Origin of the sequence: Thioalkalivibrio paradoxus ARh 1, from assembly GCF_000227685.2 — a bacterium.
Taxonomy (GTDB): Bacteria; Pseudomonadota; Gammaproteobacteria; order Ectothiorhodospirales; family Ectothiorhodospiraceae; genus Thioalkalivibrio; species Thioalkalivibrio paradoxus.
The window spans coordinates 1271920-1293057 of record NZ_CP007029.1 but is presented as its reverse complement, the minus strand read 5'-3'; the positions used below and the strand labels follow the sequence as shown (position 1 = coordinate 1293057).

At 67.8% G+C, this 21138-nt stretch carries 17 protein-coding genes; 12 read left to right on the top strand and 5 right to left on the bottom strand.

The window, feature by feature from the left end; genetic code table 11:
* Window positions 1-459: 459 nt before the first annotated feature.
* Window positions 460-1887, top strand: a complete 1428-nt coding sequence (locus tag THITH_RS05985) for an esterase/lipase family protein (RefSeq protein WP_006748580.1) — start codon at window positions 460-462, stop codon at window positions 1885-1887.
* A 283-nt stretch (window positions 1888-2170) separates the two neighbouring features.
* On the opposite strand, the gene THITH_RS05980 is transcribed toward THITH_RS05985, so the two are convergent.
* From THITH_RS05980 to THITH_RS05975, 3 genes are all read right to left on the bottom strand, one after another.
* A complete protein-coding gene (locus THITH_RS05980) occupies window positions 2171-2560 on the bottom strand; it encodes a hypothetical protein (protein WP_041483403.1) in 390 nt (129 codons plus the stop codon).
* Window positions 2561-2716: 156 nt separating this feature from the next.
* On the bottom strand, window positions 2717-2920 hold the full coding sequence (locus THITH_RS19130; protein ID WP_084222628.1) for a hypothetical protein: 204 nt from the start codon (window positions 2918-2920) through the stop codon (window positions 2717-2719).
* Window positions 2921-2998: 78 nt separating this feature from the next.
* The gene (locus THITH_RS05975) at window positions 2999-5149 is read right to left on the bottom strand and encodes an FAD-dependent oxidoreductase (protein ID WP_006748578.1); all 2151 of its coding nucleotides are present in this window, start codon (window positions 5147-5149) and stop codon (window positions 2999-3001) included.
* A gap of 567 nt (window positions 5150-5716) precedes the next feature.
* Here THITH_RS05975 and arsS point away from each other — a divergent pair.
* The 4 genes from arsS (at window position 5717) to THITH_RS05955 (ending at window position 9522) form a co-directional block, all read left to right on the top strand.
* The gene (arsS, locus tag THITH_RS05970) at window positions 5717-6679 is read left to right on the top strand and encodes an arsenosugar biosynthesis radical SAM (seleno)protein ArsS (protein WP_006748577.1); all 963 of its coding nucleotides are present in this window, start codon (window positions 5717-5719) and stop codon (window positions 6677-6679) included.
* A gap of 80 nt (window positions 6680-6759) precedes the next feature.
* Window positions 6760-7275, top strand: coding sequence for a tellurite resistance TerB family protein (locus THITH_RS05965; RefSeq protein ID WP_006748576.1), 516 nt, complete (start codon window positions 6760-6762; stop codon window positions 7273-7275).
* A gap of 316 nt (window positions 7276-7591) precedes the next feature.
* Window positions 7592-7972: a sulfur globule family protein gene (locus tag THITH_RS05960; RefSeq protein WP_006748575.1), complete on the top strand. Its 381-nt coding sequence runs from the start codon at window positions 7592-7594 to the stop codon at window positions 7970-7972.
* A gap of 269 nt (window positions 7973-8241) precedes the next feature.
* Window positions 8242-9522: an Nramp family divalent metal transporter gene (locus tag THITH_RS05955; protein WP_025367329.1), complete on the top strand. Its 1281-nt coding sequence runs from the start codon at window positions 8242-8244 to the stop codon at window positions 9520-9522.
* Between the two features lie 24 nt (window positions 9523-9546).
* On the opposite strand, the gene thpR is transcribed toward THITH_RS05955, so the two are convergent.
* Both thpR and THITH_RS05945 read right to left on the bottom strand, forming a co-directional pair.
* On the bottom strand, window positions 9547-10092 hold the full coding sequence (thpR, locus tag THITH_RS05950) for an RNA 2',3'-cyclic phosphodiesterase (protein ID WP_006748573.1): 546 nt from the start codon (window positions 10090-10092) through the stop codon (window positions 9547-9549).
* Between the two features lie 154 nt (window positions 10093-10246).
* On the bottom strand, window positions 10247-10900 hold the full coding sequence (locus THITH_RS05945) for a retropepsin-like aspartic protease family protein (RefSeq protein ID WP_006748572.1): 654 nt from the start codon (window positions 10898-10900) through the stop codon (window positions 10247-10249).
* 320 nt (window positions 10901-11220) lie between these two features.
* Between THITH_RS05945 and glcD the strand changes: the two genes are divergently transcribed.
* The 7 genes from glcD (at window position 11221) to THITH_RS05910 (ending at window position 20932) form a co-directional block, all read left to right on the top strand.
* A complete protein-coding gene (gene glcD, locus THITH_RS05940; RefSeq protein WP_006748571.1) occupies window positions 11221-12720 on the top strand; it encodes a glycolate oxidase subunit GlcD in 1500 nt (499 codons plus the stop codon).
* 149 nt (window positions 12721-12869) lie between these two features.
* Window positions 12870-13952, top strand: coding sequence for a glycolate oxidase subunit GlcE (gene glcE, locus THITH_RS05935; protein WP_006748570.1), 1083 nt, complete (start codon window positions 12870-12872; stop codon window positions 13950-13952).
* A 2-nt stretch (window positions 13953-13954) separates the two neighbouring features.
* Window positions 13955-15202, top strand: a complete 1248-nt coding sequence (gene glcF, locus THITH_RS05930) for a glycolate oxidase subunit GlcF (protein WP_006748569.1) — start codon at window positions 13955-13957, stop codon at window positions 15200-15202.
* A 116-nt stretch (window positions 15203-15318) separates the two neighbouring features.
* Complete coding sequence (locus THITH_RS05925) at window positions 15319-17511, top strand: malate synthase G (protein ID WP_006748568.1); 2193 nt, start codon at window positions 15319-15321, stop codon at window positions 17509-17511.
* Window positions 17512-17803: 292 nt separating this feature from the next.
* Complete coding sequence (locus THITH_RS05920) at window positions 17804-18748, top strand: L-lactate dehydrogenase (RefSeq protein ID WP_006748567.1); 945 nt, start codon at window positions 17804-17806, stop codon at window positions 18746-18748.
* Between the two features lie 198 nt (window positions 18749-18946).
* The gene (egtB, locus tag THITH_RS05915; protein ID WP_006748566.1) at window positions 18947-20215 is read left to right on the top strand and encodes an ergothioneine biosynthesis protein EgtB; all 1269 of its coding nucleotides are present in this window, start codon (window positions 18947-18949) and stop codon (window positions 20213-20215) included.
* 15 nt (window positions 20216-20230) lie between these two features.
* A complete protein-coding gene (locus THITH_RS05910; protein WP_006748565.1) occupies window positions 20231-20932 on the top strand; it encodes a class I SAM-dependent methyltransferase in 702 nt (233 codons plus the stop codon).
* Window positions 20933-21138: the final 206 nt, after the last annotated feature.

Here is a 21138-nt window from a genome sequence, read left to right as displayed (position 1 = left end):
AGCCCAACAGCGCGTCGCATCCAGTATGCCCCAATAGCCTCATGGCCACGGGGCATGTCAGCACTTCGGATCGACATGCTCGGCATTACCTGCAGGCGTTTACCCGTTCCGGCCCTGCGATCAGACGTTGTATTCCCGTTCAAGAGCCTCGACGGAATCGGTCCGGACATTTCGGAGGGCTGACGGAACCCGTCGATCCCTCGAGACGCCAGCATGCCGAAGCTACCCGTGGCGCGGACCGTGTTCGTCATCACGGGGGGCTTGCGCACCAGATGATCCCAGTGTTTGAACGCGCTGGCCAGGCGCGACTCGAGGCCCCGTCTCCTGGCTTGATCCTGCGCAGCAGGAGTCGCTCAGTTCGTGAACAGCGCCTGTACTGCCGACGAATCCGCGTCTATACGTAGCTGGCATGAGCATGGGCGCCAAGCCGCGAGGAGAAACCGTCGAGGAGGCGATGTCATGGGGCGACAGGTGGCAATTCTGCATGGATGGAACGACAGCTCCGGTTCCTTCCGCAAGCTCGAGCGTTTCCTCGGCAGCAACGGTTTCGACGTAGCCAATATCTGGCTGGGGGATTGGGTCTCTACCGACGACGATGTCCGCATCGAGGATGTCGCGCGACGAATGCAGGCGGTGATTCGGGAGTTGCAGGCACGCGGCGAACTCGCCGATTCGTTCGACTTGATCGGCCACAGTACGGCGGCCTTGGTGATGCGCGACTGGGTCGTGCGCTACCATCCCGACGGGCAGGGCTGCCCGGCCAAGCGCATGCTGATGCTCGCCCCGGCGAACTTCGGGTCGAGGCTGGCGACCCTCGGCAATTCGTTTCTCGGCCGGGCAACCAAGGGGGCAAAGAACTGGTTTCAGACCGGGCGCGAGATGCTGAACGCGCTCGAGCTGGGATCGACCTATCAGCGCGACCTGGCCACACGCGATTTGCTCGACCCGGACGGCGTCGATGACGGTCCCTATGGCCCGGACCGGATCTGGCCCTTCGTCATCACCGGGAGTCGCGGCTACAGCAACCCGACACGCCGCCTGCTGAATGAAGACGGCAGCGACGGCACGGTGCGCGTACCCGCGGCCAACCTGAACAGCAGCGGGATTACGGTCGATTACTCGGAGAACACCGAGGTTCCGACCCTGCGGCCCTGGCATTCGCGCACCGGCGGTGCCACCGTCCCCTTTGCCGTACTGCCCGACCGGGATCACACTCAGATCAAGTTTCCGGAAGACGAAACCGGCGCGATTCCCGAGATATCGGCACGCCTGGGCGAACGGATTCTCGAAGCTCTGGGCTGTGACAGTCCGGGCCAGTATGCGGCGATCGCAGAATCCTGGCGCGCCGGGTCGGAAGAAACCGCGGCGCTTGCCGCAGACAGCGACCGCCGCCGCGGCCTGTTCCGGCGCCGGGCACCGCGCATCCAGGAGCTACACCGCTACCTGCAGGTCATCACACGCGTGCGCGACGAGCAGGGACGGCCGGTCGACGACTATTTCGTCGAGTTCTTCTCTCCCAATGCGCGCAGCGATGCCGCCTTGCTGCGGTTCCAGACCGACGTGCTCGATCACGTCCACGTGAACAAGCTCGACCCTTCGGTGCGCTGCTTCTATGTCGACCGCGACGATCTGATGCATCGCTTCTACCGCGAGAACACGGGTGACCGGCAACTCGCCGCGAGCATCGTCGCAGCCGATCCGGGGCGGAACACACATTATTTCGACCAGCAGATCGAGCGCGGCCGCGGCCATCTGCTGCTGCATTGCGATCGCGAACCCGAGCGCGCGGCACTCGGCGCGCAGCGCCTGCATCGGAACGCGACGCATTTCATCGATATCGTCATTCCGCGCAAGGCCGACGATCGCGTATTCAAATTGCGTCGGTGAACGGGCTTCTGGCGTTCGGGCGAGGCAAGCGGTACGCAGCCCCCTTCCCTCCATCTTGCGCTCGCCCCTCCCGACACAGCAACGAAGCGCAGACAACCCCGGCGCGACGCGGCCGGCCGACCGTCCCGCCAGCGCACCGGGTCGCGCAGAGGGACATTGCCGGCCAACGGACGGCAACGGCCGCAGCGCTAGCCTCACCACTATCGGTGAGATTCGTGTGGTGGCTTGGGTGAACGGTCCAGGCAGCATTTCTTGCGCGGGGGCCTCAGCTCTTGCGCGGGCTTCAGCCCGGCGACGGTCGGCCGGCCGCGTCGCGCCGCCGGAAGCGGAACACCGCCTGCAGCAGCCGCAGCGATACCGCGAACATCAGGCCCAGGAATACCAAGGTCGGCAGCGGTGCGCCGCCGACAACGCCTCCGGCCAGGCCCATCGCGATGAGTACGGCGAGGAACGCCGCCGCCACGCGGCTGCGCGCCCAGCCCGCGGCCAGTGCCAGCAGGGCGACGAGCGTTCCTTCCAGCATCGCCGCATCATGCTGCATCAGCGCGCCGAGCAGCACGACGATCACGCCCGCAAGCAACACCAGCCAACCCGCCGCGCGCGCGAGCCGGCCGGCTTCGTCACCGGAACGCAGGCGACGAAACAGCAGCGGCAGGTCGGCCGCGAGACGCATGCCGCGGGTTGAGCCCGTTTTCATGCGTGCATCCTAACTCTCATGGCCAGCGGCCACCCCGCAACATGAAAAGGCGAGCCACGGAAAGCACGGACAGACACGGAAAAAGGTTTGATTTGTTGCATATTCCGTGATTTCCGTGGCTGTCATTTCGCGCTAACTTCCATGGCCTATTTGGCCACCCCCGATGATGAAAGAGGCGTAGGGCGGAAGAGGCCGAAGGCCGTCATCCGCCATCCGGCGCCCGGATTGCCGCGGGCGCCTGGGCCCTGCGAACGCCGTACGGCGGATGACGCTGCGCTTTTCCGCCCTACGGGTCGCCCGGGACACGAGACCGGCCGTGACTTTCACGTTAACGATTCTATCCCGTGAGGTCCCGCTCTTGTCGGCACGCAGCGGGGATTTCCAGACCGCAGGCCGGCGCCCGCCTCCGGCAGGTCAGCCGCGCCGCCAGGCGTGGAATCGCTGCAGCCAGCGCAATATAGGTTCGGGCTTGTGTGCCTTCTTCCACTCGCCCGCGACGTACTTGTTCGCCTCGGCCATCGTCGGGTAGACGTGGATCGTGCCGAGGATGCGATTCAGGCCGAGGCCCGCCTTCATCGCCAGCACGAACTCGGCCAGCAGTTCGCCGGCATGGTGGCCGGCGATGGTCACGCCGAGGATGCGGTCCTTGCCGGGAGGCGTCAGCACCTTGACCATCCCCCGCGCCTCACCGTCGGCGATCGCCCGGTCCAGGTCGTCGATCCCATAGGTCGTCACCTCGAAGCGGATACCCTGCGCTCGCGCCTCCTGTTCGCTCAGCCCGACCCGCGCGATCTCCGGATCGGTGAACGTGGTCCACGGAATCACCGAATAATCGACCCGGAAACGCCGGAACATCCCGAACAAGGCGTTCACCGAGGCGAACCAGGCCATATGCGCCGCGGCGTGCGTGAATTGATACGGGCCCGCTGCGTCGCCGCAGGCATAGATGTTCGGGTAGGTCGCCTGCAGGAACTCGTTGACCTCGATCGTGCGGCCGGTGCGGATACCCAGCGCATCGAGGCCGAATCCCTCCAACCGCGGTGCGCGACCGACTGCGACCAGGATCTCGTCGAATTCGATCGCTTCCTCGCGTCCGTCGCGCTGCACGACCAGGCGCTTTCCCGCCTCGCCGGTCTCGACGCGCTGACCCTCGCTTTGCAGCCGCAGGTCCATCCCCTCGTCCAGCAAACGCCGCTGCAACATCTCGGAGATCTCGGGATCCTCGCGCGGCAGCAACCGCGCGCCGCGATGCACCAGGGTCACCTGCGCACCGAGGCGATGGAACGTCTGGGCGAGTTCGCAGCCGATCGGACCGCCCCCGAGGACCAGCAGTCGGCGCGGGCACACGCGCAGGTTCCAGACCGTGTCCGACGTCAGGTACCCGGCCTCGGCGAGTCCCGGCAGCGGCGGGATCAGGGGTTCGGCGCCGGTGGCGAGCACGATCGCGCGGCTGGTCAGCGTGCGCGCGGTCCCGTCGGCTCCCGTGATCTCCACCGACCACGGGCCGGTCAGCCGGGCCGTCCCCTCGAGCACCTCGACCCCCAGCCCCTCGTAGCGCTCGCGGGAATCGTGCGGGGCGACCTCGGCGATCACCCGCTGGACCCGCTCCATCGCCTCGCCGAAATCGAAGTCGGCGTGCGCGGACCGGATGCCATAGTCAGCGGAACGGCGGATCTCGTCGAGCAGACGCGCGGTGCGGATCAACGCCTTGGAAGGCACACAGCCGTAGTTCAGGCAATCCCCGCCCATCCGGTGTTTCTCCACCAGCGTCACTTTCGCCTTCACGGTCGCGGCGATGTAGGCCGAGACCAGGCCCGCAGCGCCCGCACCGATCACGATCAGGTTCCGGTCATAGCGCCGCGGGCGCTCCCAACCCCGGTAGACCCGGCGGCGACGCAGCATCTCGAGCGCACGGCGGGCCAGCAGCGGAAAGATCCCGAGCAGAGCGAACGACAGGATCAGGGCTGGCGACAGAATCCCCTCCGGGCTGTCGAGCCGGGCAAGCTGGGTGCCGGCGTTCACGTACACCGCGGTGCCGGCCAGCATCCCGACCTGTGACACCCAGTAGAACGTCCAGGTCCGCATCGGGGTCAGCGCCATCACGATGTTGATCAGGAAGAACGGGAACAGCGGCACCAGACGCAGCGCGAACAGGTAGAAAGCGCCCTCGCGCTCGATGCCGGCGTTGATGACTTTCAGCTTGTCGCCGTAGCGCCGCTGCACCGGTTCGCGGGCGATCAGGCGCACGATCAGGAAAGCCAGAGTCGCGCCGACAGTCGATGCAAACGACACCAACAGCAAGCCCCAGCCGAGACCGAAGACGGCCCCGCCGGCCAGCGTCATCACCGCGGCTCCCGGCAGCGACAGCGCGGTGACTGCCACATACACGCCGAAATAGAGCAGGCTCGCGAGCACCGGACGGGCATCGCGGAATGCCTCGATATCGCCCTGGGCTGCTTTCAGCGTATCGAAGTCCAGCCAGCGGCCCAGGTCGAACGCGAAGAACGCGACCACAGCCAGCACCACCACGGCAAGGACAATCCATCGGGTCCGGTTCACGCGCATTACCCCGTATCGTGTTGCAAGGCGACCTGTACCCACCACGTGGTCGCAGGGTGCAGGGCCGAAACGGTGCCGGAAAAACTGGCTGCACAGCCCCTGTGACGCCGGCACCGACTGCGGCGGTCCGATGCTCGGGGCCCGAACCGCGGAGCCTGCCGTTCCGACCAGGCTGGGCCCAGAATACCTGCACCCCGCCCTTCGGCCCATTTCGGTTTTTCCCGATACCGCAGCCATGTTCGGGCAACCAAAATAGGGATGGAGCGCGATAGGCGGCCCGCCCCCCGATGGCGAAACCGAAGGCAATGCGTCGAAGAATCACCGAGAGCACTCGAGCAGCCAGCCCCGCAGTGGCGAAGCACCGACACCGGCGAAGGCTGGCGCGTGGAGCGGCGCAACGTGCTCGGGGGGTTCTCCGCTACCATGGCCGCGAACCCGAGCGCGTGCACGCGGTCGCAACAATGACCGGCTGCGACAACACCGGGCAGCACGCGTGCTTGGTACGGCGGCATTCGCTTCCTGCCGGAGTGAACCCGCACCCCCGAATCACCCATCCTGAAAACGGAACACCGCATGGCCAACCGCGAACCCGTTCTTGCCCTCGGCGACTTCCCCGCCATCAAACGCAGTGCGGTCACGACGCTGCAGGTCAACCTTGGCTACGTCTGCAACCAGACCTGCTTCCATTGTCACGTGAACGCCGGCCCCAACCGCAAGGAGAGCATGGCGCACGAAACCGTGGAGAATGTGCTCGCCTTTCTGGGGCGCAGCGGCGTGCACACACTGGACCTGACCGGGGGCGCGCCGGAACTGAATCCCCATTTCCGCGAGCTGGTCTCCCGGGCACGGGCACTGGGGGTCGAAGTCATCGACCGCTGCAACCTCACCGTGCTCGGACAGCCCGGACAGCAGGATCTCGCGGCATTCCTTGCCAGCCACCGGGTGGCCGTGATCGCATCGCTCCCCTGCTACCTCGAGGAGAACGTGAACGCCCAGCGCGGGGACGGCGTGTTCGACGGCAGTCTGTCGGGGCTGCGCGCACTCAATGCACTCGGCTACGGGCAACCCGGCTCGGGGCTCGAACTGAACCTCGTGTTCAATCCGCAGGGGCCGCAACTGCCACCGCCGCAGGCCGCGCTGGAGGCCGACTATCGCGCACATCTCGGAAACCGCTACGGCATCGTGTTCAATCGCCTGCTGACCATCGCCAACATGCCGATCAACCGCTTCGCGAAGACGCTGGCGCGCAAGGGCGAGTACAACCGCTACCTGCAGTTGCTGCGGCAGGCACACCAGGATGCGAATCTGGAGCAGGTGATGTGCCGTTCGCTGGTATCGGTCGACTGGCAGGGCTTCGCCTACGATTGCGATTTCAACCAGATGCTGCATATCCCGCTGGCGGCTGGCGGGCGCCCGCGCAGCCACATCCGCGACCTGGACCCGGCCGCGCTTGCAGGGCGCAACATCGCGGTAGCCGACCACTGCTACGGCTGTACGGCCGGCCAGGGGTCGAGTTGCGGCGGAGCCCTCGCCTGACCGATGCCAACGCCCATGATCGATCGCCCTGCCCCCCAGTCAGCCGTTGCGGCCGCGCCTGCGATTCCGGGCCGGCATCGATGAAGGATCTGATCGACCTGTTCCGGCGCAGCCTCGCGACCCTGCAGGGACAGGGTCCGTCGTCGGGTCGCCCCGGTCGGTCTCCGGACCGACAGCCCGCAAACGACCACGAAATCCACCTCGCGACCGCGGCGCTGCTGTTCGAGGTCAGCCGCGCCGACTTCCACATTCACGATGACGAGCTGGCGACGATCGCCCGGCGGCTCGCGTCCGCGTTCGACCTCGACCCCGAAGAACTCGGCAAGCTCATGTACCTGGCCCGCCAGGAAAGCAACGAACTGCTGTCGCTACACCCGTTCGTCCGAGTGATCAATACCCACATGAGCCCAGAGGACAAGCGCAGGATCATGGCGGATCTCTGGCGGGTTGGCTATGCTGACGGTGCGCTGGCCCCGCGTCAGGAGGCGACCATACGGCAGATCGCCGACCTCCTGTACGTTCCACACGCGGTGTTCGTGCGAACGCGGATCGAAATCGAAAACGCCCGAGGTACCCGTGATTCCGACCACTCCTGACAAACCGGCACGACTGATCTGCGCGCGTGCAGCCGCCGCTTGCAGCGGCGCGGAAAAGCTGTCTCGGGTGCTGGAATCCTTCAAGCCACTGAATGGCAACCGTTTCCCAACGCCGTAACGTGGCTTTTCGCCCCGGATGTTCGATTTTTTCGAAATTCCGCTTGCGATCCCTGAACGGACTCTGTACACTGGTTCGCATATTAGATCTTACTAATATGTTGGATCGAATACAGGTTTACCCGCGGTGTCCTGCCCTTGGCACTGCCCGCCCAGAGCGGAATCAAAGGGCATCATTCACAACCAAAAGGATTCAATCATGCGCAACTCCCTGAAGCTTCTCGCCGCCGCCGCCCTCGTTGGTGCCTTCGCGATCCCGATGCACGCCAGCGCCCAGTGGGGCGGTCCGGGCTGGGGCGGTCCGGGCTACGGCTACGGTGGTCCCGGCTACGGCTACGGCCCGGGCTACGGCCGCGGTCTGGGTGACATGTTCGGCATGGGCGACATGTTCAGCGACTTCGACTTCTCCGCCCGCGGTCGCGGTCACGGCCACGGCTACGGCCGCGGCTACGGCTACGGCCAGCCCTACGGCTACGGCCGCGGCTACGGCTACGGCGCCCCCTACGGCTACGGCGCGCCCTACGGTGCCCCGATGCCCTACGGCCAGCAGCAGCAGCCTGAAGCCGCTCCCGCCGAATAAGGCGAGCGGTCCGATCTTCCGGCGCATCAGCGCTGGATGACGGCAAGGCCCGGTCCTTCTGGACCGGGCCTTTTTTGTGTGTCGGGGTTACCCCCACCGCTCTGGAAACGGCGCGGACCTGACGGCCTTGCCGGCCGCCTGCCCGAGCAACGCCTTTTGGCACCCCAATCGGTGGCAAAGGCTGCAAGACCGCGGCGTGACCGGGGCCTTCTCTGCCGCCAGCGCTTCGCGTATCGTGCCGCGATGCTTCCCGCCTCCACCGAACCTCGATGACCCGTTCGGCGATGTCGCCGCTGCGCGCCGCAATCGGCCCCGGACTATTGATGGCCGGCGCCGCGGTCGGCGTGTCCCACCTCGTGCAGTCAACCCGGGCGGGTGCCGAGTTCGGGCTGCTGCTGCTCCCGGTGGTGCTGCTCGCCTGCCTGTTGAAATATCCCTTCCTCGAATTCGGCCCGCGCTACGTCGCCGCCACCGGCGAGAACCTGCTCGTCGGCTACCGCAGACTCGGCCGCTGGGCGCTCGCGCTGTTCGCGCTGATCACCCTCGCCACGATGTTCATCATCCTGGCGGTGGTCACCGTGGTGACGGCCGGGCTGGCTGGCCTCGTGTTCGGAATCGACGCGTCGCCCGCCACGCTGGCGACCGGGATCCTGTTGGCCTGCCTGCTGCTGCTGGCGATCGGGAACTACCGCGGGCTCGATCTTGCGATGAAGATGATCATGGCGGCACTGACGGTCTCGACCGTCGCCGCCGTGGTGCTCGCGTTCGGCGGTCTGCAGGAAATGACCACCATCAGCGGGCTGCAACTGGCACCGCAGCTCTGGACGGCAACCGGCTTCGCGTTCCTGCTGGCGCTGATCGGTTGGATGCCGATCCCGCTCGAGGTCGCGGTCTGGCATTCGCTCTGGAGCCAGGAGCGCGCACAGGCGACCGGGCAGACGCCCACGCTGCGCAATGCCCTGATCGACTTCCGCATCGGCTACATCGGCGCGACCCTGCTGGCCGCGGCGTTCCTGCTGCTCGGCGCGCTGCTGATGTACGCCAGCGGCGTCGGCTTCGCCGACTCGGCCGTCGGATTTTCGGCGCAGCTGGTCGATCTCTACGCCGGCACATTGGGGGAATGGAGCCGCCCGCTGATCGCGGTGGCAGCCCTGAGCACGATGTTCAGCACCACCCTTGCGGTCACCGACGCCTACCCACGCGTGCTCGCCGCACTGCTCGCCGTCGCGCGGTTCGGCCCGGACGATCCCCGGGCCCGGGAACCGCACAACCGGGCGACCTACCTGCTGGCGCTGGCGGGAGTGATCGCGGGGGCGCTGCTGATTCTGTACTTTGCCGGCGCGGCGTTCACGCAACTGATCGACTTCGCGACCACGCTCTCCTTCCTCGCCGCTCCGGTGATCGCCTGGCTCACGCTGCGCGTGGTCACCGATTCGCATATGCCGGCGGCGGCACGGCCCGGATTCTGGCTGCGCCTGCTCGCCTGGTTCGGGCTTGCCTTCGGCATCGGCTTCGCACTGGTCTGGGTCGGCTGGCGCATGCTGGCCTGATTCAACGCGCCACCCCTACGCCGGTCAGTCGGCCGGCGGCGCGCCCTCCGCCAGGCGCCAGCGCTGCAGGACCCGGTACGGCCCCGGATGCCCACCCCGCCCCGATTCGATCAGCACCATCTCGGGCGCGACCCAGTCGATCGGCTCGATCGGGCCGGATGTCATCCGGGTCACGAACCGCCGCAGCGTCACGTGGGGCCGGAAAGGACGGTCGTCCATCTGCACTCCCGCATCGCGGCAGATCCCGCTCAGCGATTGCGCGAGCGCGTCGAGTGCCGCCGGTGTCTCCGAAGGACCGACCCAGGCGATCCGCGGACGGCGGAAATGGCCCAGATGATCCAGCGTCAGGCGGACGGCGGGCCGCACCAGACGATCGGCATCGCGGGCGATCCGGGTCACGACCGGCGTGGCCACGACCCCGGCGAAAGCCAAGGTCAGGTGCAGGTGCTCGACCGGAACCAGCCGGCCGTTGGCATGCAGATCCCGGGAAAGACGCGCGAGGCGCGCGCGCAGCGCATCGTCCGGCCACAGCGCAAAGAACACCCGCCGCCGATCGGTTTCCTGAGTCATCGCTTCCCCTGACCTCTCGAAAAACACACCGCCGCGCTGCGCTCGCAGTCACAGAACCCCTTGCCCAGTGTTTGGCCGGAAGTCCTGTCTGAGTACATCGCACACCGCGCAGGGAGGAAGCCGGCATCGCCGGCACGCTTGCGAGGCTCGGCGATCAGCGCGCCTGCAAAACCAGCGTGGGGCCTTCGTTGCGGATGTCCAGGCGACTCAGAAAGCTCATGCCCAGCAGCGCCGTTGATGGGTGGTCGCCCGGCAGCACCACGGCACCGACGTTGCGCTGCTCCAGACCGCCGATCTGCACCCGTTCCAGCAGCATGCGCTGGCCCGTGACCCGTCCCGAAGCGGTTTCGACCGAAACCGGATCCCCTCCGGACAGAGGCAGCCGCAGCTGTTCCGCCTGTTGCTGACTCAGGGTAATCAGCGTGGCTCCGGTGTCGACGACGAACGCGACGGAACGTCCGTTGATGGTTCCGCTGACCCGATACCCTCCAAACTCTGAACTGGGAAGCAGGCGCAATTCGGGGGGCGGCTGGGTTTGGTAGGCACCCGCGAAACGGCCCCGCTCGAGGCCCAGCTGTTGTTGTCGCCCCTGGTACTCGACCAACGCCGACTCGCTGGTCGCACGCAACAGGCGAAGCCCATCCGGCCCCGTCTCCCCGTCGCTCAGCAGGACGCGCTGGCCGTCCAGCATGAACAGCGCCTTGCCCTGAAACAACGCCTGCACCCGGAGTTCCGCGATCGCTGGCCCGGCGATCGCGGTGAATCCAAGCGCGGCCACCAGAACGATGATTGGTTGGATACGTTGCATCTTGCCTCCTCCCGAAGGAACCCCGGCCCCGGCCGGATCTGCGGATTCCCGAAGCCCGCGGCACCCGGCTGCCGGCGACGGACGTGCGTCAGCACCGGCTACCCTGCTGCCATCAATCCACAGCGACGGCCCCGACGCAAGTCTCTACCCCAAATTCGGCTGCGACCCGCCGCCGCATACGGCCTGTCGCGCCGCGGCAGTTCCCTGCGACAGAATGCGGTCACTGCGACGCGGGGACCGCCGGCAGGCTAGAGTACCCGGCGCCGATGGATCCCGGATCAATGCCGGGGCGACACGTCCTACTCCACCGAGGCAACGCGATGAACATCCTGTTCGACGAACGGCTCGACGGCCCGCTGCCCGCGGTGGACGCCGCGACCACGTTCGAGCGCCTGCGGGCCGCGCTGCCCGGAATGACGCTGCTGCACCGGGACGAGGATCGGCGCCCGTTCGAGTGCGACGGCCTGTCCGCGTACCGGGTGATGCCGATGCTGGTCGCGCTGCCCGAGACGGTGGCGCAGGTCGTAACGCTGCTGCGCACCTGCCGCGAACTCCGCGTGCCGGTGGTGACACGCGGCGCCGGCACCGGGCTTTCCGGGGGCGCACTGCCGCTGGAACAGGGCGTGCTGCTGGTGATGTCGCGCTTCGACCGAATCCTCGAACTCGACCCCGATGCGCGCATCGCCCGGGTACAGCCGGGAGTGCGCAATCTCGCGATCTCCGAAGCCGCCGCAGCGTACGGTCTGTACTATGCCCCTGACCCGTCGTCGCAGATCGCCTGTTCGATCGGCGGCAACGTCGCCGAGAACGCCGGCGGCGTGCATTGCCTGAAGTACGGCCTGACCGTGCACAATGTGCTGGCGGTCGAGGCGATCACGCTGGAGGGCGAGCGGCTCGCGCTGGGCTCGGCGGCGCTCGATGCACCGGGCTACGACCTGCTGGCACTGTTCAACGGCTCGGAGGGCATGCTCGGAATCATCACCGAGGTCACGGTGAAACTGCTGCCGCGGCCCGAATCCGCCAAGGTGATCCTGGCGAGCTTCGACGACGTGGAGAAAGCCGGCCGCGCGGTGGGCGATATCATTGCCGCGGGCATCATTCCCGGCGGTCTGGAAATGATGGACAACCTCGCGATCCGCGCGGCGGAGGACTTCATCCACGCCGGCTACCCGGTGGAGGCGCAGGCGATCCTGCTCTGCGAACTCGATGGGGTCGAGGCCGACGTCGCCGACGAGTGCCAGCGCGTGCGCGAGGTGCTGGCGCAGGCCGGTGCCACCGACATCGTGCTCGCCCGTGACGACGCCGAGCGCGCGCGTTTCTGGGCCGGGCGCAAGAACGCGTTCCCCGCGGTCGGCCGCCTGGCACCGGACTATTACTGCATGGACGGCACCATCCCCCGGCGCGAACTCCCCCGGGTGCTGAAGGGGATCGCGGCGCTGTCGGCGGAATCCGGCCTGGCGGTGGCGAACGTTTTCCATGCGGGCGACGGCAACATGCACCCGCTGATCCTGTTCGATGCCAATCGGCCCGGCGAGCTGGAGCGCGCCGAGCGCGTCGGCGCACGCATTCTCGAACTCTGCGTCGAGGTCGGCGGCAGCATCACCGGCGAGCATGGCGTCGGGCGCGAGAAAATCAACCAGATGTGTACCCAGTTCCGCCCCGACGAAATCACGGTGTTTCATGCGGTGAAAGCCGCATTCGACCCGGACCGAATGCTGAACCCGGGCAAGAACATCCCGACGCTTGCGCGCTGCGCCGAGTACGGCGCGATGCATGTGCACAACAACCGGCTTCCCCACCCGGAACTCCCCAGGTTCTGACCCATGCGCCGGGCAGACCACCTCCCAGACCCCGAAGCTGGACGGTGCCGTCCGGGGCGGCGCGACCCGCAGACCCGCGACGGCGCGCGTAGCGCGGGCTGCAGGGCATCGCAATCGCTCCCGTTCCCACCCAAGCTCAGACCGCCCCTATGACCCCGACCGATCGCCCGGAGTCCGTGGACCGCGACATCGCGGCCCAACTCTGCGACCACGTCGCCGACGCCGACGCGACGGGCACCCGGCTGCGAATCGCAGGCGGGGGAACCAAGGCCTTCTATGGCCGCCCGGTGGCAGCGGCGACACTCGATGTGACCCCTCATCGCGGGGTCACCCACTACGACCCGGTCGAACTGGTGGTGTCGGTGCGCGCGGGCACCCCCCTCGCGGAACTCGAACGCACGCTGGCGGCAGAGGGCCAGCATCTTCCGTTCGAACCGCCGCATTTCGGAACCGCTGCGACTGTCGGCGGCATGGTGGCGACCGGACTCTCGGGACCGCGCCGCCCCTGGTCCGGCGCGGTGCGCGACTTCGTGCTGGGCACGCGCCTGATCAGCCACCGGGGCCGAGAGCTTCGCTTCGGCGGCGAAGTCATGAAGAACGTCGCCGGATACGATCTGTCGCGGCTGATGACCGGCGCTCAGGGCACCCTCGGCGTGATCACCGAGGTGTCGATGAAGGTGCTGCCCCTGCCCGCGGCTGCGCACAGCCTCCGCCTCGCGCTGCCGCTGCAGAATGCGATGGCGAAACTGGCCAAGTGGGGCCGGCAGCCGGTTCCGCTCACCGCCGCTGCCTGGCACGACGGCGTGCTGTACCTGCGCCTCGAAGGCGGCCGCCGCTCCGTGGCCGCGAGCCGGGCCCGACTCGGCGGCGAGGATCTGGATCCGGCGTTCTGGCAGAATCTGCGCGAGCACCGCCTTGCGTTCTTCGACCCCGCCGACCCACGCCCGCTGTGGCGGCTGTCGCTGCCGCAGCGGACCGCCCCGCTGGAACCCGAAGGCGACTGGTTCTACGACTGGGGCGGCGCCCAGCGCTGGCTGCGCAGCAGCGCCGACGCCCGGGGCATCCGCGACGCGGCGGCCCGCGCGGGAGGTCATGCCACCTGCTATACGCCCGGTGCCGCCGATCCGTTCCACCCGCTGGCCTCGGCGCTCGCGAAATACCACCGGCAGCTGAAGGCGCAACTGGATCCCCGCGGCATCTTCAACCCTGGCCGACTCTACCCGGATCTCTGACGATGCAGACGCATTTCAGCGCAACGGCACTGCAGGATCCCGGCATCCGCGAGGCGGACCGCATCCTGCGCAGCTGCGTGCACTGCGGCTTCTGCAACGCGACCTGCCCCACCTACCAACTGCTCGGCGACGAGCGCGACGGCCCGCGCGGGCGCATCTACCTGATCAAGGCGCTGCTCGAACACGCGGACACCGACCCGCGGATCACGGCGGGAACCCGGCTGCACCTCGACCGCTGCCTGACCTGCCGGAACTGCGAGACCACCTGCCCCTCGGGCGTCGAGTATCACCGGCTGCTGGACATCGGCCGCGTCGCGATCGAGGCCCGCGTTCCGCGCGGGCTCCGGGAACGGGCCTTTCGCTACCTGCTGCGCCGGGTCATGGGCTCCGCCCGGGCCGCCACGGTCCTGTTCCGGGTGGCCCGCGGCGTGCGTCCGCTGCTGCCGGCGAGCCTGCGCGATAAGGTGCCGCCTGCCCCGCCCGACCCGGGCGAGCGGCCCCAGCCTGGGCGGCACCCGCGCCGCATGCTGATCCTCGAGGGCTGCGTACAGCCCGGGCTCTCGCCGAACACCAATGCGGCCGCAGCACGCGTCCTCGACCGTCTGGGGATCGACCTCCAGCCGGCGGCGGCCGCAGGCTGCTGCGGTGCATTGGATTACCACCTGAACGCGCAGCGGAGCGGGCTGGACCGGGCCCGTGCCAACATCGACGCCTGGTGGCCGGAGATCGAGGCCGGCGCCGAAGCCATCGTGCAGACCGCAAGCGGCTGCGGCGCCTTCGTGAAGGAATACGGTCGATTGCTGGCCGACGACCCCGCCTATGCAGAGAAGGCGGCAACGGTCAGCCGGCGCGCACGCGATCTGGTCGAAGTGCTGCAGAAGGAACCGCTGGAACGGCTCGAGCTACAAGGTGCTGAATCGCTCGCGTTCCACTGCCCCTGCACGCTGCAGCATGCCCAAGGGCTCGGCGGCGCGGTCGAAACGGTGCTGTCCCGCCTCGGTTTCCGGCTGACCCCGGTGGCCGATGCCCATCTCTGCTGCGGGTCCGGTGGCACGAACTCGATCACCCAACCGACCCTCGCGCGCCGGCTGCGGGACCGGAAGATGCGGGCGCTGGAGGCCGGCAATCCCGAACGGATCGTCACCGCGAACATCGGCTGCCAGGTTCACCTTGCCTCCGCCCGCCGTACCCCCGTCCGCCATTGGATCGAGGCCGTCGACTCGGCGCTGCAGCACCAGGAAACATCCTGACGCGCCGCATGCGGTAAAGCGGCACTTCCGACCCGCCGGGCGTGGCATCATGGTCCGGATCCGGCCCGGCGGCGCAGCCGTGCCGAACGTACCCACACAACCAAGGGCGAGCCATCATGACCCACTACGTGACCCGTGAGCGGCTGCAAGTGGCCGCCGAACTCGACCGTTTCATCGCCGGCGAAGCCCTCCCGGGCACGGGCATCGAACCCGAGGCGTTCTGGGCTGGTGTCGATGCGCTGGTCGGCGAGCTGGCTCCGCGCAACCGGGAGATCCTCGAACGACGTGACCGGCTGCAGCAGCAGATCGATGCATGGCATCGCGAACACGCCGGGCCGGTCCACGACCTGGCTGCCTACCGCGAATTCCTGGAAGAAATCGGCTACCTGGTCGAAGCGCCTGCCGGCGTCGCCGTCCGCACCGCCAACGTCGATCCCGAAATCGCGGTGCAGGCAGGACCGCAGCTCGTCGTGCCGGTCAGCAACGCCCGCTATGCGCTGAACGCGGCGAACGCGCGCTGGGGCAGCCTGTACGATGCCCTCTACGGCACCGACGCGATACCCGACGACGACGGCGCCGAACGCCGCACCGACTACAATCCGGCTCGGGGCCGGAAGGTCGTCGCCTACGCGCGCGACCTGCTCGACCGCGTGGCGCCGCTCCAGTCCGGATCCCACCACGACGCGGTCGGCTACATGATCGACGAAGGCCGGCTGATCGTGAACCTGGACAACGACGACGAGACCGTGCTCGAAGATCCGGCACGGTTCGCTGGCTACCAGGGGGAGACCACGAAGCCCTCGGCGGTGCTGCTGAAAAACCACGGCCTGCACCTCGAGATCCAGTTCGACCCCACCCATCCGATCGGGCGCGAGGACGCAGCCAGCATCAAGGACATTCTGGTCGAGGCGGCGGTGACCACGATCATGGACTGCGAGGACTCGGTGGCCGCGGTCGATGCCGAGGACAAGGTCGGCGTATACCGCAACTGGCTCGGGCTGATGCAGGGCGATCTCGAAGCCTCGTTCCAGAAGGGCGGCAAGGTAATCACTCGGCGCTTGAACCCCGACCGCGAGTACACCGCCCCGGACGGCGGCACGCTCCGCCTGCCCGGCCGTTCGCTGATGTTCGTGCGCAACGTCGGCCATCTGATGACCACGCCCGCGCTACTCGACGCCGACGGCAACGAGGTGCCCGAAGGCATTCTCGACGGCATCGTCACCAGCCTGCTCGCATTGCACGACCTGAAGCGCAAGGATGCCGGCAACTCCCGCACCGGCTCCGTCTACATCGTGAAGCCGAAGATGCACGGCCCCGACGAGGTCGCATTCGCCTGCACGCTGTTCAACCATATCGAGGACCTGCTGCGTCTGCCGCGCAACACCCTGAAGATGGGCATCATGGACGAGGAACGCCGCAGCTCGGTGAACCTGAAGGCCTGCATCGCCGCCGCGGCCGCGCGCGTGGTGTTCATCAACACCGGCTTTCTCGACCGCACCGGCGACGAGATCCACACCGCGATGGAGGCCGGCCCGGTGCTGCGCAAGGGCGACATGAAGGGTGCGAAGTGGATCGCCGCCTACGAGCGCAACAACGTCGTGGTCGGCCTCGCCTGCGGCCTGCGCGGGCGCGCGCAGATCGGCAAGGGCATGTGGGCGATGCCGGACAGGATGGCGGCAATGCTCGAACAGAAGATCGGCCATCCGAAGGCCGGCGCCAACACCGCCTGGGTGCCCTCGCCCACCGCGGCCGTGCTGCACGCACTGCACTACCACGAGGCCGACGTCGCCGCGATCCAGCGGGAGATGGAGGCCGGCCTCGAGCCGGAGATGGAGCGACAGCTGCTCGACGACCTGCTCGAGGTGCCGGTGGTGGAACGCGCGCAGTGGTCGGACGAGGAGATCCAGCAGGAGCTCGACAACAACTGTCAGGGCATCCTCGGCTACGTGGTGCGCTGGGTGCAGCAGGGGATCGGCTGCTCGAAGGTCCCGGACATCCACGACGTCGGCCTGATGGAGGACCGCGCAACGCTGCGCATCTCCAGCCAGCACATCGCCAACTGGCTGCACCACGGCGTGGTCGACGCCGGCCGGGTGCATGCGACGCTGCAGCGCATGGCGGCCGTGGTCGACGAGCAGAACCGGGACGACCCCCTGTATCAGCCGATGGCCGCCGACTTCGACGCATCGATCGCGTTCCGCGCCGCCTCCGACCTGATCTTCAAGGGCCGCGAGCAACCCTCGGGCTACACCGAGCCGCTGCTGCATCACTGGCGCGCGGTGCAGAAAGCCGAGCGGCAGGGAGCCTGAACGCAACGGCACGCTTTGGCATGAAAGTCACGGCCTGTCTCGTGTCCCTGACGACCCGTAGGGCGGAATAGCGCAGCGTCATCCACCACACGGAACACCCGGGGCGCGACACGGGTTCTTTCACAGTAAGGCTTCGCTCCTCGCGATGACGGATCAATCAGCGTTTCCTTAAGGGAGCGGTGCCCACTCCCGGGGTGTCTGTTTCTTGAACCATGCCGGGCGTCTCGCCAGACTGTCCGCGCCGGCAGCACCGGAACAGGCTTCACGCAGCGCTTCCACCAGGAGCAGCTCCATGGCGAGATCGTCCGTAGGCATCATCGGCACCGGCAACGTGGGCATTGCGGCGGCGTACGCGATCTTCCAGCGCCAGCTGGCGAGCGAGATCGTGCTCGTCGACAAGAACCGCCAGCGCGCCGAGGGCGAAGCGATGGACCTGATGCACGGCCAGCCGCTGGTCGGCCGGGTGACGGTCCGCGCGGCCGACTACGACGCTCTCGCCGGCTGCCAGGTAATCGTGATCACGGCCGGGGTCAACCAGAAACCGGGAGAATCCCGGCTCGACCTGCTGAATCGAAACGCCGCGGTCTTCCGCGAGGTCGCCGCGGAACTCGACCGCCATGCGCCCGACGCGGTGCTGGTGATCGCGACCAACCCGGTCGACATCCTGACCCACGTGATGCAGCAGCTGAGCCGCCGTCCGACGCGCAGGGTGATCGGCACCGGCACGATGCTCGACACCTCGCGCTTTCGCTCGCTGCTCGGCGACTGGTACCAGGTCAACCCCCGCTCGGTCCACGCCTACATTCTCGGCGAACACGGCGATTCCGAGGTGCCGATCTGGAGCGGCGCGATGATCGGCGGCCTGTCGGTGATGAACCACGTGATCAACGGCCAGCGTTTCGACCCGGAAGCGATGGAAACGCTGTTCCAGCGTGTGCGCACCGCGGCGTTCGACATCATCTCGCGCAAGGGCTACACGAACACCGCGATCGGCCTGGTGATCGCCTACCTGGTCCGAGTGATCCTCGAGGACCAGCGCAGCGTGCTCCCGGTATCGGTGAACCCCGAGGGCGACTACGGCCAGCGCGACGTGTGCTTCAGCGTGCCCTGCGTGATCGGTGCCCACGGGGTGGAGTACCGGCTCGCGCCCGAGGTCGACGACGCCGAGCGCCGCGGGCTGGAGGCATCCGCCGGGGTGCTGCGCGACAGCCTGCGGCAGATGACGATCGCGGACTAGGACTGCCACCCGGAACAGGGGCTCGTGCCCCGCCGGGCCGTGGCCCCGGGGTATCGCCGGCGTACCTCGTGCGAGTCCCCGTTGTCCGATCCGCGCGGGCATGCGAACTTGATTCCTGACCCGCCGATGGGGCACCGTGGGGCCCCGGTCGTCGGCCCCCTGCCGGCGGCGACTTCCCGGTACCGAGGAGGCTCTCACATGCCCCCCGCCTCAGCCGCTGCACAAAGTCTTCCGGAATCCCCGCTCCTGGAAACCTACGGGCGCGTGCGCGCACTCTCCGAGCACCTCGCCCGAACGCTGATGCCCGAGGACCAGGTCGTCCAGACGATGCCGGACGTGAGCCCGACGAAATGGCATCTCGCGCACGTGACCTGGTTTTTCGAGCACTTCGTGCTGCAGCCGTATCTGCCCGGTTACCGGCCCTTCGACGAGCGCTGGCACTATCTCTTCAATTCGTACTACTACACCGTCGGCGCCATGCACCCGCGGCCTGAGCGCGGCCTGCTGACGCGGCCCACGGTGTCGGAAATACTCGCGTTCCGCGCCCATGTCGACGACGCGATGCAGCGGCTGTTGGCACGCTCGGCCGACGATCCCGACGTCGCCACGAGGGTGACGCTGGGCCTGCATCACGAACAGCAACACCAGGAACTGCTGCTCACCGACATCAAGCACGTCTTCTGGACCAACCCGCTGGGACCTGCGTACGACGCCCAACTCGAACGGCCGCCCGGGGTCGAGGCGCCCGGCCTTGAGTTCGTCTCCTGCGCGGGCGGTGAGGTCGAGATCGGTGCGGGGAATGTGGGGTTTCACTTCGACAATGAGACCCCGCGCCACCAGGTTCGGCTGCCGCCTCATCGTCTCGCCAACCGGCTGGTGACGAACGCGGATTTTCGCGACTTCATCGACGACGGCGGCTACGAGGATGCGGCCCTGTGGCTGGCGGACGGTTGGGCACACGTCCAGGGCGAACGATGGCAACGGCCGCTGTACTGGTCGGAGGATCTTGCGCAGGAGTTCACGCTGGGTGGCTGGCAGCCGATACTGCCCAGTGCTCCGGTGTGCCACGTGTCCTTCTACGAGGCCGATGCCTTCGCGCGCTGGGCCGGGGCGCGGTTGCCGCTCGAGGCGGAATGGGAGGCAGCGGCCGCAGCCGGCCCGATACACGGCAATTTGCTCGAGTCCGGCTGGCTGCGGACCGTCCCAGCCACGCAGCCGGGGCTCACGCAGCTCTTCGGCGACGCCTGGGAGTGGACCGGTTCGCCCTACGTCGCCTATCCGGGATTCCGGCCCCTTGCCGGCTCACTGGGCGAGTACAACGGCAAGTTCATGTGCAACCAGATCAGCGTGCGCGGCGGATCCTGCCTGACGTCCACCGACCACATCCGCGCGAGCTACCGCAGCTTCTTCTACCCGCACCAGCGCTGGCAGATGCTGGGGTTCCGTCTCGCTTCGGACACGCCCTGAACGATTGTCACGGCCATGGCGGCAGCCATCGGTGATGCCCGCTTTGCAGCCGGCGAGGTCTCGGGTGGCTTTCGGAGCCAAAGACGATGCCCGGTCTGCCTTGCCGAGTCGAGCCGCCTGTTCGCGACCATCGGCGAACGGGATTACCTGCGCTGCGGAGCCTGCGAAGCGACGTTCCTGTGCCGTGACCAGCTCCCGACTCCGGAGGTGGAAATTGCCGAGTACCGCCTCCATCGCAATCGCGTGGATGACCGCGCATACCGCGAGTTTCTCGGGCAGTTGGCACAACCGCTGCTCGCGCGTCTGAAACCGCGGCGGCATGGGCTCGACTACGGCTGCGGTCCTGCCCCGGCGCTCGCCGCGATATTCGAGGAAGCCGGGCACCGGGTCAGGCTGTACGACCCGTTCTTCCACCGCGATCCCGAGGCGCTGGAGCGGCGCTACGACTTCGTGACCTGCACCGAGGTGGCCGAGCATTTCCACCACCCCGCCCGGGAGTTCGACCGGCTGGCGGCGCTGCTCCGTCCGGGCGGCTGGCTTGCGATCCAGACCTGTTTCCAGACCGACGACGCCGCGTTCGCGCGCTGGAACTACCGCCGCGACCCGACGCATGTCGTGTTCTACCGCAAACGCAGCTTCGCCGCGATCGCGCGCCGCCACGGCTGGCACTGCGAGTTCCCGGCTCGGAACGTGGCGCTGCTGCGGAACCCGGCGTAGCAGCCGCCGCCGCGGCACCGGCAAAGCCGCGACCATGCCCGGGCCTCTGTGGGAGCGTGCCTTGCACGCGAACGCGCCGCAGGCGCGCCTGGCGCTGGCGACCCACCCCAACGCCGTTTCGCGAGCGAAGCTCGCTCCCACACGGTGGATTACAGACCTGTAGGGCGGAAAAGCGCAGCGTCATCCGCCGCTCGGCGTTCGCGCCT